The organism is Pseudomonas sp. 43A (assembly GCF_013363935.1).
GTDB classification, from domain to species: Bacteria; Pseudomonadota; Gammaproteobacteria; order Pseudomonadales; family Pseudomonadaceae; genus Aquipseudomonas; species Aquipseudomonas crudilactis.
The window spans coordinates 912815-927690 of the sequence record NZ_CP054880.1; the positions used below are offsets into that span (position 1 = coordinate 912815).

14 protein-coding genes are annotated in these 14876 nt (G+C 56.9%); 6 read left to right on the plus strand and 8 right to left on the minus strand.

Annotation, left to right across the window (positions count from 1 at the left end; translation table 11 throughout):
* Window positions 1-61: 61 nt before the first annotated feature.
* Both HUW52_RS03900 and HUW52_RS03905 read left to right on the plus strand, forming a co-directional pair.
* Entirely contained in the window at window positions 62-2548 is a 2487-nt protein-coding gene (locus HUW52_RS03900; protein WP_175553016.1) for a circularly permuted type 2 ATP-grasp protein, read from the plus strand.
* Complete coding sequence (locus tag HUW52_RS03905) at window positions 2548-3438, plus strand: transglutaminase family protein (protein ID WP_175553017.1); 891 nt, start codon at window positions 2548-2550, stop codon at window positions 3436-3438. The genes HUW52_RS03900 and HUW52_RS03905 overlap by 1 nt, the downstream gene beginning before the upstream one ends.
* Before the next feature lie 206 nt (window positions 3439-3644).
* On the opposite strand, the gene HUW52_RS03910 is transcribed toward HUW52_RS03905, so the two are convergent.
* Together HUW52_RS03910 and HUW52_RS03915 are read right to left on the minus strand one after the other, a co-directional pair.
* Window positions 3645-3842: a hypothetical protein gene (locus HUW52_RS03910; protein WP_016985374.1), complete on the minus strand. Its 198-nt coding sequence runs from the start codon at window positions 3840-3842 to the stop codon at window positions 3645-3647.
* Between the two features lie 68 nt (window positions 3843-3910).
* Complete coding sequence (locus HUW52_RS03915) at window positions 3911-4498, minus strand: TIGR00730 family Rossman fold protein (RefSeq protein ID WP_175553018.1); 588 nt, start codon at window positions 4496-4498, stop codon at window positions 3911-3913.
* Window positions 4499-4838: 340 nt separating this feature from the next.
* Between HUW52_RS03915 and azu the strand changes: the two genes are divergently transcribed.
* Both azu and HUW52_RS03925 read left to right on the plus strand, forming a co-directional pair.
* Window positions 4839-5282: an azurin gene (gene azu, locus HUW52_RS03920; protein ID WP_016985376.1), complete on the plus strand. Its 444-nt coding sequence runs from the start codon at window positions 4839-4841 to the stop codon at window positions 5280-5282.
* 185 nt (window positions 5283-5467) lie between these two features.
* Window positions 5468-6904, plus strand: a complete 1437-nt coding sequence (locus HUW52_RS03925; protein ID WP_175553019.1) for a hypothetical protein — start codon at window positions 5468-5470, stop codon at window positions 6902-6904.
* A 54-nt stretch (window positions 6905-6958) separates the two neighbouring features.
* Here the strand turns inward: HUW52_RS03925 and nadE are convergent, their stop codons facing one another.
* The 5 genes from nadE to HUW52_RS03950 form a co-directional block, all read right to left on the minus strand.
* Complete coding sequence (nadE, locus tag HUW52_RS03930) at window positions 6959-7786, minus strand: ammonia-dependent NAD(+) synthetase (protein WP_016985378.1); 828 nt, start codon at window positions 7784-7786, stop codon at window positions 6959-6961.
* Window positions 7787-7790: 4 nt separating this feature from the next.
* A complete protein-coding gene (gene pncB / locus HUW52_RS03935) occupies window positions 7791-9014 on the minus strand; it encodes a nicotinate phosphoribosyltransferase (protein ID WP_016985379.1) in 1224 nt (407 codons plus the stop codon).
* Between the two features lie 50 nt (window positions 9015-9064).
* Complete coding sequence (locus tag HUW52_RS03940) at window positions 9065-9319, minus strand: hypothetical protein (protein WP_175553020.1); 255 nt, start codon at window positions 9317-9319, stop codon at window positions 9065-9067.
* Window positions 9312-9581 carry a hypothetical protein gene (locus HUW52_RS03945; RefSeq protein ID WP_038360420.1) on the minus strand — a complete coding sequence of 90 codons (270 nt, stop codon included), beginning with the start codon at window positions 9579-9581 and terminating at the stop codon, window positions 9312-9314. Before HUW52_RS03945 ends, HUW52_RS03940 begins: the two co-directional genes overlap by 8 nt.
* Window positions 9582-9715: 134 nt before the next feature.
* On the minus strand, window positions 9716-11182 hold the full coding sequence (locus HUW52_RS03950; protein ID WP_175553021.1) for a sodium:alanine symporter family protein: 1467 nt from the start codon (window positions 11180-11182) through the stop codon (window positions 9716-9718).
* 174 nt (window positions 11183-11356) lie between these two features.
* Here HUW52_RS03950 and HUW52_RS03955 point away from each other — a divergent pair, with 174 nt between their 5' ends.
* Window positions 11357-12166, plus strand: a complete 810-nt coding sequence (locus HUW52_RS03955) for a helix-turn-helix transcriptional regulator (protein WP_175553022.1) — start codon at window positions 11357-11359, stop codon at window positions 12164-12166.
* 42 nt (window positions 12167-12208) lie between these two features.
* Here the strand turns inward: HUW52_RS03955 and HUW52_RS03960 are convergent, their stop codons facing one another.
* The gene (locus HUW52_RS03960; RefSeq protein ID WP_175553023.1) at window positions 12209-13105 is read right to left on the minus strand and encodes a LysR family transcriptional regulator; all 897 of its coding nucleotides are present in this window, start codon (window positions 13103-13105) and stop codon (window positions 12209-12211) included.
* Window positions 13106-13268: 163 nt separating this feature from the next.
* On the opposite strand from HUW52_RS03960, the gene HUW52_RS03965 reads away from it, so the two are divergent.
* Complete coding sequence (locus HUW52_RS03965; protein ID WP_007915887.1) at window positions 13269-14759, plus strand: aldehyde dehydrogenase family protein; 1491 nt, start codon at window positions 13269-13271, stop codon at window positions 14757-14759.
* Window positions 14760-14876: the final 117 nt, after the last annotated feature.

The window sequence follows — 14876 nt, forward strand, 5'->3', positions numbered from 1 at the left end:
CTATCCGCACGTCATGTGCCTGCGTTAGTCTGACCGTTCCCTGCTGTCTGCCGAGCTTTCCATGCCTGACCTGCTAGACCGCTACCCGCTGACGGCGGGCACTTATCACGAACTGCTAGACGGCAGTGGCGCGGTGCGCCCGCACTGGCGGCGGCTGTTCGATCAGTTGCAGCGCAGCACCCCGGCGCAACTGCTGCAGCGACAGGCCTTGCTGGCGCGGCAGATTCAGGAAAACGGTGTTACCTATAATGTCTATGCCGATCCCAAGGGCGCTGATCGACCTTGGGAGCTGGATCTGCTGCCGCATGTGATTGCTGCGGATGAATGGCAGCAACTGTCGGCAGGTATCGCCCAACGTGCGCGATTGCTCAATGCTGTGCTGGCTGATTTGTACGGGCCGCAACGGCTGATCAGCGAAGGTCTGTTACCTGCAGAGCTGGTCTTCGGCCACAACAATTTTCTCTGGCCGTGTCAGCATGTCGCGCCGCCGGAAGCGACGTTTCTGCACCTGTATGCAGTCGATCTGGCGCGTACGCCGGATGGGCGCTGGTGGGTGACCGCCGATCGCACTCAAGCGCCGTCGGGCGCCGGTTATGCCCTGGAAAACCGCACCATCGTGTCGCGCGCCTTTCCCGAGTTGTATCGGGATCTGAAGGTGCAGCATCTGGCCGGCTTCTTCCGTACGTTGCAGGAGACCCTCGCGCGACAGGCGCCGTGTGACGATGACGCGCCGCTGGTGGTGCTGCTCACACCGGGGCGCTTCAATGAAAGTTATTTTGAACATCTGTATCTGGCTCGCCAGCTCGGTTATCCGCTGGTCGAGGGTGGTGACCTGACGGTGCGCGATGCCACGGTCTACCTGAAAACCCTGAGCGGCCTGCGTCGGGTGCACGCGGTCATGCGCAGGCTCGATGATGATTTCTGCGATCCGCTGGAGTTGCGCACGGACTCGGCACTCGGCGTTCCCGGGTTGCTTGAGGCGGTGCGCCAAGGTCGAGTCCTGGTCGGCAATGCGCTGGGTAGCGGCGTGCTGGAGTCGCCGGGGTTGCTGGGCTTTCTGCCGAAGATCAACCAATACCTGTTTGGTGAAGAGCTGATTTTACCGTCGATCGCGACGTGGTGGTGTGGTGAGGCGCCAGTCTTGGCGCAAGCACTGGAAAAACTTCCCGAACTGCTGATCAAACCGGCGTTTCCCTCACAAAGCTTCACGCCGGTTTTCGGCCGTGATCTGAGTGAAAAACAGCGTCAGGCACTCGCCGAGCGCATGCAGGCACGGCCCTATGCCTATGTCGCGCAAGAATTGGCTCAGCTGTCCCAGGCGCCGATCTGGCAGGCGGAAAACGGTCAACTGCAACCACGGGCGATCGGTATGCGCATGTACGCCGTGGCCGGTGCTGACGATTACCGCGTGCTTCCGGGTGGTCTGACCCGGGTGGCGGCCGAGGCCGATGCCGAAGTGGTGTCGATGCAGCGTGGTGGGGCAAGCAAAGACACTTGGGTACTGGGTGATCGCCCTCCCAGCGGTGAGCAGTGGAAGAGTCAGCGCAACGTTGGGGTCCATGATCTGGTGCGGCGCGATCCGTATCTGCCGTCACGGGTGGTGGAAAACCTGTTCTGGTTCGGTCGTTACTGCGAGCGCTGTGATGACAGTGCGCGGTTGCTGCGCATCATGCTCGCGCGTTATATCGACGGCGACGACCCGCAAGCGTTGCAGGCCGCTGTCGACCTCGGCGAGCGACTGACGCTGCTGCCGGACGAGGGTGAACTGCCGGAGCGTCTGCTGGCGGCACTGCTGGGCGACGACTGGTCGTTCAGCCTGCGCGCCAACCTGCAGCGTTTGCAGTGGGCGGCCTCGCAGGTGCGTGGCAAGCTTTCACGGGAGAACTGGCAGGCGCTGGTGGAGTTGCAACGCGAGGCGATGGAGCTGGACACCGACGAACCCGACTTCGGCGAACTGCTGGACTTCCTCAACCGGCTGGTGATGTCGCTGGCGGCGCTGTCCGGGTTTGCCCTGGACGACATGACCCGCGACGAAGGCTGGCGCTTTCTGATGATTGGCCGGCGTATCGAGCGTCTGCAATTTCTCAGCAGCAGTCTGGCGGCCTTTCTGCGCGGCGCCGGGGCGTTCGATCAGGCGGGCCTGGAGTGGTTGCTGGAACTGGGCAACAGCAGCATCACCTACCGTTCGCGTTATCTGGCTGTGGCGCAATTGATTCCGGTGCTCGACCTGTTGCTGCTCGATGAGCAGAACCCGCACGCGGTGTTGTTTCAGTTGAAACTGGTGACCCGCACCTTGAAACGTTTGAACGATGATTTTGCTGCGCCACGGGAGGCCGGACTACCGCAATTGGTCGAGCGTCTGGCGCGGTTCGATCTGGGATGTCTGGAGAATCCACTATTCGGTGAGTCCAGTGTACGAGCCGCTCTGAATGGTCTGGCCGATCTGCTGCAAGACATTGCCGAGGCCAGCGGGCAGGTGTCGGATCGTCTGGCCCTGCGCCATTTCGCCCATGTCGATGACGTCAGCCAGCGCACGGTGTCCGTTTGATGAATGCTCGCTACCAGATCCTCCACGACACCTGTTATCACTACGACAGCCCGGTGTCCCTGGCGCAGCAACTGGCGCACTTGTGGCCGCGTGAATGCGACTGGCAGCGCTGCACCGAACAGCAGTTGCTGATCAGCCCGGATCCGACAGCACGCCGCGATGAGCTGGATGTGTTCGGCAATCCGTTGACCCGGCTGGCCTTCGAACGGCCTCACGATGAATTGCAGGTCAACGCCCGGCTCACCGTTGAGGTGCTGGCGCGGCCGGCGCTGGATTTCAATCAGTCGCCGGCCTGGGAATTGACCCGCGATGCACTCACCTACAGCAGCCAGCCGTTGTCCGCTGAGTTGCTCGAGGCCTGTCGCTACCGGTTCCAGTCACCGTACGTGCATTTGAAGCGCAGCTTCGTCGAGTTCTCGCAAAGCTGTTTTCCGCCGGGCAGTCCGTTGCTGTTGGGCGTGCAGGACTTGATGCAGAAGATCTTCAGCGAATTCACTTTTGATGCCGAGGCGACTCAGGTGGCGACCCCGCTGGTGGAAGTGCTGGAGCGGCGGCGCGGGGTCTGTCAGGACTTCGCGCACTTGATGCTGGCGTGCGTGCGCTCGCGAGGGCTGGCAGCGCGCTACATCAGTGGTTATTTGCTGACCCAGCCACCACCAGGGCAGCCGCGCTTGATCGGCGCCGATGCTTCGCATGCCTGGGTGTCGGTGTTTTGCCCGGTACTGGGCTGGGTGGATTTTGATCCGACCAACAATGTGCAGCCGGCGCTGGAACACATCACGTTGGCGTGGGGGCGGGATTTTTCCGATGTGTCGCCGTTGCGGGGGGTGATTCTGGGTGGCGGCAATCACGACCCGGAGGTGCGCGTCACGGTAGTGCCACTGGATTAACGCAGATCAAACTGTAGGAGTGAGCCTGCTCGCGATAGCGGTGTGTCAGTGGAAATATTTGCTGCTGACACACCGCTATCGCGAGCAGGCTCACTCCTACAGGGGGAATTGGGGTGTTTCTGGAAGGGCTGTGAGGGCCGGCAGTGAAACTGCCAGCCCCGTCACAAATCCGCAGGGTCTGATTCGATGATCAAACCCGGTGGGGTTCAGGCGTCGGGCGCCTGATCTTTCGGTGTTTCAGTTGCTTCGGTTGCATCAACATCATCTTCCGTTGCCACTTCACCCTCAGGGTTCAGTGCTGCTTCTTCAGCGGTTTGTTTCTTGCGCTGAAGCTTTTCCTCTTTCTTCTGTTCCTTTGCCAGGTCTCGTTGACGTTTGGCGAAGGAGTAATTGGGTTTGGCCATGGGCGATCCTCTTGGGTCGAAGGTGAGGTTGAGCGGCGCATATTCTGCCCTGTATCGGTGCCTTGCGGTTAACCGGGTTTTTGCTCGACCCATTTTGGCGTGACGGTCGGCTTCCAGTTATCCAGGGCATCGAGCAGTGTTTGCGGCGATTCGCTCACTTGCAGCATGTCACGGTGTGGCGCGCGAACGAAGCCTTCGCCGACGATATGGTCAAGAAATGCAGTGAGTTTGCTGTAGAAACCCTTCACTTCGAGCAGGCCCAACGGTTTGCCGTGGTAGCCGAGCTGGCCCCAGGTCCAGACTTCAAACAGTTCCTCCAGCGTACCGAGACCACCGGGCAGAGCGATAAACGCATCACTCAGCTCAGCCATGCGTGCCTTGCGCGCGTGCATGCCGTCGACCACTTCCAGGCGCGTCAGGCTTTTGTGGCCGATTTCCTTGTCCATCAGGCTCTGCGGAATGATGCCGATCACTTCGCCGCCGGCAGCCAGTGCCGCATCAGCAACGATGCCCATCAAACCCACGGCTCCGCCGCCATAGACCAGAGTCAGCTTACGTTCGGCCAATGCCTGGCCAAGAGCGACTGCAGCTGCGGTGTAAGCCGGAACAGTGCCGGCGTTGGCACCGCAAAATACACAAACGGATTTCAGAGACATGCCTTCCTCCTGGGTCAATTCGACACAGGGTAATGGCTGGCACGCCTCGATCCAAGGGCTAAACTTCGCGTTCCGGCGATTCAAAGGTGCCGCTGGCACCACAGGCGTAGGCGGCGAGCAAACTGCACAACAGACCGTTAAAGAACATGACAGGCACTCCGTCTCAGTAGATGCGCCGATCATAGGGCCGGCCGGTGAATCTGGCCGTTAGATTGTCTCGATGAGTGTCATAGCCTGAAAGTTGTATACAATTTTTGACTCAAGTCATAGGAACTTGCGAAGATTTCAGGCAGTCTTTCCACCATTCGTGTTTTTGTTAACCCTGCCTTGGAGATTCACCATGTTTTCCAAAGTTGTTGCGGTATCCCTGCTGGCGCTGGCCAGCAGCCAATTGATGGCTGCCGAGTGCAAAACCACCGTTGACTCCACCGATCAGATGTCCTTCAACACCAAGGAAATCGTGATCGACAAGAGCTGCAAGACCTTCACCGTCGAACTGACCCACTCCGGCAACCTGCCGAAGAACGTCATGGGTCATAACCTGGTGATCAGCAAAGAAGCTGACATGCAGCCGATCGCTACCGCTGGCCTGGCCGCCGGTATCGACAAGAACTACCTGCCGGAAGGTGACGCACGCATCATCGCTCACACCAAGATCATCGGCGCCAAGGAAACCGATTCGGTGACCTTTGATGTGGCCAAGATTGCCGATGGCGGCTACGGCTTCTTCTGCTCGTTCCCAGGCCACATCTCGATGATGAAAGGCACCATTACCGTCAAGTAATCTTTCCCTGGATTACTTGATAAAAAACGCCGCTGCGGGATGACCGCAGCGGCGTTTTTTTTTGCATAGGCCTCACCGCAACCGTTGGTCAGAAAGGAGCCTTGACCTGTAATTTCTGACAGTAGACGGCTTTATCGATCGGATGCTGAATGAGGGTTCACTTGTTTGCGAAAAAGGAACTTCTCATGCAAAACCAGAAAGCTCAGACAGCAATTGTCAGGATTGAAGACACGAACGGACGGTTCCTGGAGCAAGGGGCTGAAACCACTGACTCGACACTGATCTTAAGCGGTACAGGTAAGCCTTTCGATCAAGTCGTGATCAAGGACGAGGGGCGACAGCTTGAAACGAGCTCCGTGGACGGTGCAGGAAACTGGAAAAAGGAAATTTTCAATTACGAAGTAAAGGTGCTTATTCTCACGGCAACCGGTGGGGATGAGCTGCCCTCGGAGGAGTGGAGGGTCAAGGTAATCCCCCCAAGTCCCGTGTTGATTGACGGGGTCAGAGACTCCAAAGGAGAGATTCGAAACGGTGGTACTACCTACGACACACAAATAACTGTCAATGGACGTGCGTCCCCCTTTACGTCCGTTTATGTCGGAGCGGTTTTCGGGGGACTCTATGGGGTGCACGTGATTGCATCGCAATCGGGTACCTGGATTGCGCAACTACTGAATTTGAGCCCCACAAGTCATGTAATTCACGCCAAGGCCGCTGATTCGGCGGTTCCTTCGGATAGATGGAGTTTCACCGTCAATCCGAAAGTCGATCTGGGAATAGATCAGGTCAGGGACTCGCTGCGGCCCATTGAAAACGGTGGCAGTACGTATGACCCCGAGTTGAGCTTGTTTGGCTGGTATTCCCGTGGAGCGGGAGAAGTAGATCTTTACGATGGTGAAGAGCTTGTTTGCAGAGGTCTCGAAGTTCGGGAAGGGCGCTGGGAGAAGCCCTCTCACGTGTTTGCGGAGATGGATCATCAGTTCTTGGTAAAAACGCCGGATGGTGAGCAGCAGTCAGCTGCGTGGTGTATTACTGTGAAACCGGCATTGTTGTTGACGATCGATAGCGTGAGAGACAGTCAGGGCGAAATCGCTGACGGTGGTGACACGGGTGAAATGCAACTTCAACTTCGTGGCAGAGCACCAGAAAACGCCTTGGGGCTGAAAATTTATGACGGTGATGATTACCTGACTGAGGCAACGATTCTCGATAAAGGGAACTGGACCGCCAGCGTTTCATTGTCAGCGATCAAAGACTATGTGTTCTATGCCAAAACGGCAGATTCCGGGCCGTCCTCCAACGCTTGGAAAATCCAGGTCCGAGAAAAAACTACGCTCTTTATACAATCAGTCAGAGGCGAAAATCTGGTTCCTATTGGAAACCCCGGTGAGACCTCGTTCACTACTTTGAAGCTGATCGGTCGAGCCGAGCGGGGAGAGCACGGTTATATCGTTGACGGATCCGTCACCCCTCCACAGGATCTGTTCCCGTTCCAGGCCGACAAGGATAATCACTGGCAGGTCGACATTCCTCATCTGGAGCGGCGCGAATACCGTTTCATCGCGAAGTCCTCGACGGGCCGTGAGTCCAAATCATGGGTTATCCGTATCCTCCCGCAATAGCATCAGTCTGTGTCACACGCGCACCAGGCTGGAAGACCTGATGCGCGTTGCAAGTCAAGGCGCGAACGGCATGACCCGTTTGTGATGGGTCTTGTTGTAGGTCGCAACGATGATGTCGAACGCTTCCTGGCGCACGGGCTCGCCATGCAGGAAGGCGTCGATTTCGGCATAGGTCACACCGTGGGAGGCTTCGTCCGGTTTCCCCGGCGACAGATCTTCAAGGTCCGCCGTCGGCACTTTCTCGACCAGCGACTCCGGCGCGCCAAAGCTGCGCGCAATCGCCCGAACCTGATTTTTTACCAGACCGCTGAGCGGTGCCAGATCACAAGCGCCGTCACCAAATTTGGTGAAGAAACCCATCACTGCTTCTGCCGCGTGATCGGTGCCGATCACCAGACCGTGCGCCGCGCCAGCGATGGTGTACTGGGCGACCATGCGCATCCGCGCCTTGGTGTTGCCAAGGACGAAATCCACCGACACCGCGTGCTTGCCTTCAAACGCTGCCACTTCGCTGGCAAGCGACTTCACGGCCGGGCCGATGTTGACCGTGTGGCGCTCGTCCGGAGCAATGAAATCCACCGAGGCCTGGGCGTCGTGTTCGTCAAACTGGGTTTCGTAAGGCAGGCGCACGGCGATGAATTTGTAGCCGTTGTCGCCGGTCTGGTCACGCAACTCGCGCATCGCCCGCTGGGCGAGCAGGCCGGCGGTCAACGAGTCGACACCGCCGCTGATGCCCAGCACGAGCGTCTTGAGCCCGGAATTGACCAGGCAATCCTGAATAAAGGTAATGCGCCGGGCGACTTCGGCCTGCAGGGCCGGGTAGTCGGCGAACGGCGGTTGCACCTTGAGCTGTTCAGCAATCTCACGCTGTACGGCTTGCATGAATTTACTCCTTGCTAGATAGACGGGGATCGGCAGGAACCTGGAAAACGTGTCGCAAATAGGCGACAAAATTCGGGTCTTTACAATGTGTCTTGCCTGGCTCGTCGGAGATCTTCGCCACCGGTTGGCCGTTGCAGGCGGTCATTTTAAGCACGATGCTCATCGGTTCGACACCCGGAATGTCACAGGTGAGGTTGGTACCGATGCCGAAGCTGACGTTGATCCTGCCGTGCAGCGCGCGGAAGATCTCCAGCGATTTGGGCAGGGTCAGGCTGTCGGAAAACACCAGGGTCTTGCTCATCGGGTCGATGCCGAGCTTGTGGTAATGCGCAATGCATTTTTCGCCCCAAGCCACAGGATCGCCGGAGTCATGGCGCAGGCCGTCAAACAGCTTGGCGAAGAACAGGTCGAAGTCACCGAGGAATGCATCGGTGGTGATGCAATCGGTGAGCGCGATCCCGAGCAGGCCACGGTATTCGCGAACCCAGCAATCGAGCGCGGCGATCTGGCTGTCGATCAGGCGCGGGCCGAGTTGCTGGTGGGCCATGATCCATTCGTGGGCCATGGTGCCTAGAGGTTTCATATCGAGTTCGCGGGACAGGTGCACGTTGCTGGTGCCGACGAAACGTCCGGGGAAGTCGTGCTTGAGCACGTTCACCACTTCTGCCTGTACGCCGTACGAAAAGCGGCGGCGGGTACCGAAATCGGCGACCTGCAGTTGCGATAACTCGTCGGCCGAAGCGTTGGCGGTCAGCCAGTCGAACTTGCGATAGAGCTGTTCGCGCGCCTGTTCCAGCACTGTTTCGCGGTAGCGATAGCGGTTGCGCACTTCGCTGACGATCGCCAGCAATGGCACTTCGTAGAGAATCACATGCAGCCACGGCCCGCGCAGGCGGATGAACAGCTCGCCGTTCTCGATACCGGTGTGCAGATAGCGCAGGTTGAAGCGGAACAGGCCGAGAAAGCGCAGGAAATCCGGCTTGAGGAAGCTGATGCGCTCAAGAAAACTCAGTTGATCGGCGCTCAGGCTCAGTTCGGCCAGACGTTCGATCTGAAAACGGATCTCGGCCAGATACGGGCGCAGATCCTCGCTGTTACGGCAACGGAACTCCCATTCGACTTCAACGTTGGGGTAGTTGTGCAGCACCGCCTGCATCATCGTCAGTTTGTAGAAGTCGGTGTCGAGCAGGTTCTGCACGATGCGATCGGCAAACACACTCTCGCTCATAACGGGGTCTCCAGGTGCGCCGCGCCTGTGCGCGGTCTCAAACAATGGCGCTAGTGGCGCATATCAGCGGTGGGGATTGCCAGTGCTTTTTTGATTTCAGGTGAAAGATCCGCTGAGGCCATACACCTTAGCCCGCAAAAATTGTTCATTTTCGGTTGTACCTCAAGTGCGGCGTGAAGCACTTGCTCAAGACAGGCCCAGCTCTTTATATACTCGGCGAGCAGAGAGTGTCTTGGTATCAGCTTGGTTTCAACTGCTTTAATCATGGCCGCTCTTATCATTTCGTTGGTTGCAATTTTATACATGGATGAAACTTCCCTTGAAGGAGATCTGTTCCAGCGTATCAACACCATCCTGAAGTAATACATAGGCAGGCAGTATTAGTCGATAGAAGTCAGAGTCGTTGGTTCCTTTAATAGTGACTGAGGTGAACGTCTCCAGGAGACTGGCGGCCGCGCGGATTCTGAAGCAGGCGTCTTCAAATAACTGATCAGGTGCGGCATGCGAGTCTATAAAGAAGGTGGGAATGTTAGTTGCGTTTGCTTTGAGCGGATGAAATCGATTCATGGGATAAGCTCTTTCAGATTGTTTTAGACGTGACAGGTCGAGGGATCTAATATTATTTTAGTTCGATGGTTGGATTTATTGGTTTGCCTTCTGCAGAGCCATTACTTGGTTTAATGGCTCTGCATCTGTTCTATCTAAGACTGAGCAATATGTTTGCTGATTCCCGGGGAGTCAGAGAGCTCGCCAAGTTTCATTGTGCTTGAGCGGCAAGCTAACGGTGGCCACGCCACAGGATCAAGATCCAGATCAAGAAATAATTTTGAATCGAAAATGGGTGTCTCGACTCCGGCGCGGCGTTGGTCATCGTAATCACGCAAGATGCGCAGGCATATCTTGAAAAGCAGGGCCATCGTTATCAGGTTGACGAGTGCCAGTAACGTCATGGTGATATCTGCAAAAGCCAAAACAGTGGAAAGATCTTCTATCGATCCCCAGAATACTAGAGTCAACACTAGCGCACGATAGAGAATCAGCACTTTACGCGGTTCGTCAAACATGAAACGCAAACTGTTTTCTCCCAAGTAGTAGTTGTAAAGCATCGCCGTGAATACAAACAACGCAAGTACCACGCTGATAAACATCCGCCCCCATTCTCCTACAACGGCTGCCAACGAGTTTTGTGCCAGAGCGATCCCGTCACCTTCAAGGCCCTGAGTGTAGAAACCGGACAGCAAAATCATTAGTGCAGTGCATGTGCAGATTACGAATGTATCGATGAAAACACTCAGTGCTTGTACGACGCCCTGTGCAACCGGATGACTGACCTTCGCTACTGACGCAACGTTGGGAGCGCTACCCAGTCCTGCTTCGTTGGAAAATACCCCGCGTCTGACACCCATGATAATTGCACTTCCAATCAAACCGCCAAGCGCCTGATCCAGACCGAGTGCGCTTTTGATAATGGTCACTAGCATTGTCGGAACTTGATCGAACTGCAGAATCAACACGTAGCCCGTCACGCCGATATAGGCGAGGACCTTCAGAGGAACCAAAAGGTCGGCTACTGCTGCTATGCGCTTTATCCCGCCGATGAGGACGACTCCCAGCATCAAGGAAAGTGCGAGTCCTGACCACATGGGGGGCAGACCAAACGCATCCTTTAGCGAGTGAGATACTGCATGGGACTCGAGTCCATTGATTGCAAAGCCGAAGGTCACCAGCATTAATACAGCCGCTATTATCCCGAGCCAGCGTTTGCCCAGACCGTGCTGGATGTACCAACACGGACCCCCTCGATAGAGACCGTTTTCGTCGTTGCGTTTATAGAGCTGGCCCAGCGTGCATTCGAAGAGGCTGCTTGACATACCCAGAAGTGCGGTCATCCACATCCAGAATACGGCGCCGGGTCCACCCATGCTGACGGCAATCCCGACCCCAACGATATTGCCGGTGCCCACGCGCCCGGCAAGACTGAGTGTGAGTGCCTGAAATGAACTCAATTGATGGCTGCCTGCGCGCCAACTTCCGTGTAAAACACCGAACATGTGGCGGAAATATCTAATCTGGACAAATCCCGATCGGATAGTGAAATAGCTTCCCAGTCCAAGAACTAAAGGTATTAATACCTTGCCCGACAAAAAATCGTTGATGACGTCTAGCATTCAAAGCTCCTTGCTATATAGAGTGCTGGCGAATTAATAGTGTCGACAGGCCTGAAGGCTTTCAGGTGTCGTAATATCCAGCCATATTTCATTCGGCGCAATTTCGCAAGTTGCTTAAAAGTGATGCGAGTTGCTGCTATGGTTGCCTCTTCTTGATTTTTATTGGGTTACTGTATGTGTGAGTTTCTTCCGGCAAACTTGAGACTGCTGTGCAGTCACTACCGATCTGTCGCGGAGGTTTGTAGGAAAGTTCGCATTAATCGTGGGCAATTCAATAAGTACCTTTGTGGGAAAAGCGTTCCGACACCTTTTAATCTCAAACGAATCTGCGACTTCTTTGGTGTGGAGGAGTTTGAGATTGGACTTCCAACGGAGCAATTCATCAACCTGATTGGCGTGAAAGCCCGTAAGAACCCAGCCTTGGGCGAGGTAGCTGCGCCACAGATAATGCATGAGCATTTGCGTCAGAAGTCTTCAGCGGAACTGAAAGCCCACATCGGTTATTACTACGAGTATTACCACGCAATGACTGACCCCGGCTCCATTCTGTGTTCGCTCGTGCATGTGCGGGGGGAGGGGGATGACGTCGTCTATGAGCGGAACGAACGCTTACAGATAGCCGGGGCGGGGGAAGATTTTGAACGGTATCAATATCTGGGTGTTGCTTATTACCTGCGTGATCGCTTGTTTTTCATCGATTATGAGTCGCTTACCTCCAACGAAATCAGCCAGACCATTCTCATCCCAAGTTTCAAAAGCTGTATTACACGGCTCAATGGTTTGAAAATAGGGGTTTCAGCGGCGGATCATCGTGCTCCTGCGTGCTCTAGGGTTGTCTGGGAATATCTTGGGCAGGAAATCAATCGCGTCGATGCCTATCGACGCGTTCGGTTGTACAAGCCTGATGATTGCGCTATCGATGACGATCTGCGCGCGCGTCTGGCCCAGGCTCAGGTTGTTGAGGGCTTGTTTGTTATCGCCTGATAAATTCCCCCCCACCTTTGGGAGCGAGCAAGTGTAGGGGGATCAAGGGCTGTCGATCTGCTCCAGCATCCACTTCACAAAATCCCGCACCTTCGGCACTTCCGCCGCGTGCTCCGGGTACGCCAGGTAATAGGCATCAGTGCTGGGCATGGCATGCTCAAAAGGAATGACCAGTTTGCCGTCGGCCAATTCCTCTTCCACCAGAAACCGCGGCAACAACGCCACACCGCAGCCAACCTGCGCGGCACGGATGCACATATAAAAGGTTTCGAAACGCGGCCCGTGGTAACTGTGTTCGGTTTGGTAACCCTGACTGTCGAACCAGTCGTGCCACGCCTGCGGGCGTGAGGCATTTTGCAGCAGGACCAGATCGGTGAGTTGCGTCGGATCAGTGAACGGTGTGTCCGGCAGGCTGCCCGGCGCGCAGACCGGCACCAGCTCTTCGCCGAACAGCTTCAGGCATTCAGTGCCGGGCCGTGAGCCCTGACCGAAATAGAAGGCCAGATCGCTGCGCCCTTGCAGCAGGTCATCCGCTTCCTGCTCGTTACACAAATCCAGATGGATCGACGGATGGCGCAGACGCCAGCCTTTCAGGCGCGGCACCAGCCAGCGCGCGCCGAAGGTTGATGGCGTAGAGACGCGCAGGACTTCAGTCTCACCGCCGTAGGAGCGCAGGTAATGCGTCGACATTTCCACTTGGGTGAGGATTTTTCTTACTTCAACCAAGTACAAATCCCCAGCCGGGGTCATCTGCAAGCGCCGCCGCACCCGGCGGAACAACAAGTGCTGCAACAACTCTTCAAGCTGCGCGACCTGTTTGCTCACCGCGCTCTGGGTCAGGTTCAGTTCCTCGGCGGCGCGGGTGAAGCTCAAGTGCCGGGTCACGGCCTCAAAACACTGCAGGGCGGTGATCGACGGCAAGTGGCGTTTGTTCAGCATGGCTGATCCTTTTCTTGTCTTTCTATGCCCAGCATGAATAAACGGAATGATATCTCGCGTAAAGGTCGTTTGTTGCCTTGCCATTGTGACGCTACAACTAAAGGCCTGCCCGGTCGCGAAAAAGCGCCCGCACACATTCAGTTTTTTGCTTGAGGAGTGACCCATGGTTGCCGCATTGCTTGATCGTCTAGGTGTGAACCCGGCCCTTTATCAGAACGGCAAAGTGCCGGTGCATTCGCCGATCGACGGCAGCCGTATCGCTGCGGTCAACTGGGAAGGCCCGGCCGAAGTCGAGCAGCACATCAGTCGCGCAGATCATGCGTTCGAGCAATGGCGCAAGGTGCCAGCCCCGCGTCGCGGCGAACTGGTGCGTCAGTTCGGTGAAGTGTTGCGTGAATACAAGGCTGATCTTGGCGAGCTGGTTTCCTGGGAGGCCGGCAAGATCACCCAGGAAGGTCTGGGTGAAGTGCAGGAGATGATCGACATCTGCGATTTCGCTGTCGGTCTGTCTCGCCAACTCTACGGTTTGACCATCGCCTCCGAACGTCCGGGCCACCACATGCGTGAAACCTGGCATCCGCTGGGCGTGGTTGGCGTGATCAGTGCGTTCAACTTCCCGGTGGCGGTGTGGGCGTGGAATACCACGCTGGCGCTGGTCTGCGGCAACCCGGTGGTGTGGAAACCGTCGGAGAAAACTCCGCTGACCGCGTTGGCCTGTCAGGCGCTGTTCGACCGCGTGGTGAAGAACTTCACCGATGCGCCGGCGAACCTGTGCCAGGTGATCATCGGTGGTCGCGATGCTGGCGAAGCGCTGGTTGATGACCCGCGTGTCGCACTGATCAGCGCCACCGGCAGCACGCGCATGGGCCGTGAAGTGGCGCCGAAAGTCGCCGCGCGTTTTGCCCGCAGCATTCTGGAACTGGGCGGTAACAACGCGATGATCCTCGGCCCAAGCGCCGATCTCGACATGGCGGTGCGCGCGATTCTGTTCAGCGCCGTCGGCACGGCCGGTCAGCGTTGCACCACTCTGCGTCGACTGATTGCCCATGAGTCGGTGAAAGAAGAGATCGTCACCCGCCTCAAGGCTGCTTACTCGAAAGTGCGCATCGGCAACCCGCTGGAAGGCAATCTGGTTGGCCCGTTGATCGACAAACACAGCTTCGAAAACATGCAGGACGCACTGGAGCAGGCGTTGAGCGAGGGTGGTCGGGTGTTCGGCGGCAAGCGTCAACTGGAAGACCAATTCCCCAATGCCTATTACGTTTCGCCGGCCATCGTTGAAATGCCTGAGCAGAGCGACGTGGTCTGCAGCGAAACCTTCGCGCCGATTCTGTACGTGGTTGGCTACAGCGATTTCCAGGAAGCACTGCGCCTGAACAATGCCGTGCCGCAAGGCTTGTCGTCGTGCATCTTCACCACCGATGTGCGCGAGGCCGAGCAGTTCATGTCGGCGGTCGGCAGTGATTGCGGCATCGCCAACGTCAACATCGGCCCGAGCGGTGCGGAAATTGGCGGCGCGTTTGGTGGTGAGAAAGAGACCGGTGGTGGTCGTGAGTCCGGCTCGGACGCATGGCGCGCGTACATGCGCCGTCAGACCAACACCGTGAATTATTCGCTGGAGTTGCCGCTGGCGCAGGGCATCACCTTCGACTGATTGGTGGAGATCCCTCCTTGTGGGAGCGAGCCTGCTCGCGAATACGGTGGGTCAGTCGACATAGATGTTGGCTGATATACCGCTTTCGTCGGAACGCCGCCCGGAGCAGGCTCGCTC

What these genes read in the sequence shown, in the direction of transcription:
- HUW52_RS03960 (WP_175553023.1), bottom strand. Translation starts at nt 13,105, where the DNA reads ATGCTGAACAAACGCCACTTGCCGTCGATCACCGCCCTGCAGTGTTTT.
- HUW52_RS03945 (WP_038360420.1), bottom strand. Translation starts at nt 9,581, where the DNA reads ATGAATCGATTTCATCCGCTCAAAGCAAACGCAACTAACATTCCCACC.
- HUW52_RS03965 (WP_007915887.1), top strand. Translation starts at nt 13,269, where the DNA reads ATGGTTGCCGCATTGCTTGATCGTCTAGGTGTGAACCCGGCCCTTTAT.
- nadE (WP_016985378.1), bottom strand. Translation starts at nt 7,786, where the DNA reads ATGCAAGCCGTACAGCGTGAGATTGCTGAACAGCTCAAGGTGCAACCG.
- HUW52_RS03910 (WP_016985374.1), bottom strand. Translation starts at nt 3,842, where the DNA reads ATGGCCAAACCCAATTACTCCTTCGCCAAACGTCAACGAGACCTGGCA.
- HUW52_RS03925 (WP_175553019.1), top strand. Translation starts at nt 5,468, where the DNA reads ATGCAAAACCAGAAAGCTCAGACAGCAATTGTCAGGATTGAAGACACG.
- pncB (WP_016985379.1), bottom strand. Translation starts at nt 9,014, where the DNA reads ATGAGCGAGAGTGTGTTTGCCGATCGCATCGTGCAGAACCTGCTCGAC.
- HUW52_RS03950 (WP_175553021.1), bottom strand. Translation starts at nt 11,182, where the DNA reads ATGCTAGACGTCATCAACGATTTTTTGTCGGGCAAGGTATTAATACCT.
- HUW52_RS03915 (WP_175553018.1), bottom strand. Translation starts at nt 4,498, where the DNA reads ATGTCTCTGAAATCCGTTTGTGTATTTTGCGGTGCCAACGCCGGCACT.
- HUW52_RS03900 (WP_175553016.1), top strand. Translation starts at nt 62, where the DNA reads ATGCCTGACCTGCTAGACCGCTACCCGCTGACGGCGGGCACTTATCAC.
- HUW52_RS03905 (WP_175553017.1), top strand. Translation starts at nt 2,548, where the DNA reads ATGAATGCTCGCTACCAGATCCTCCACGACACCTGTTATCACTACGAC.
- HUW52_RS03940 (WP_175553020.1), bottom strand. Translation starts at nt 9,319, where the DNA reads ATGTATAAAATTGCAACCAACGAAATGATAAGAGCGGCCATGATTAAA.
- azu (WP_016985376.1), top strand. Translation starts at nt 4,839, where the DNA reads ATGTTTTCCAAAGTTGTTGCGGTATCCCTGCTGGCGCTGGCCAGCAGC.
- HUW52_RS03955 (WP_175553022.1), top strand. Translation starts at nt 11,357, where the DNA reads ATGTGTGAGTTTCTTCCGGCAAACTTGAGACTGCTGTGCAGTCACTAC.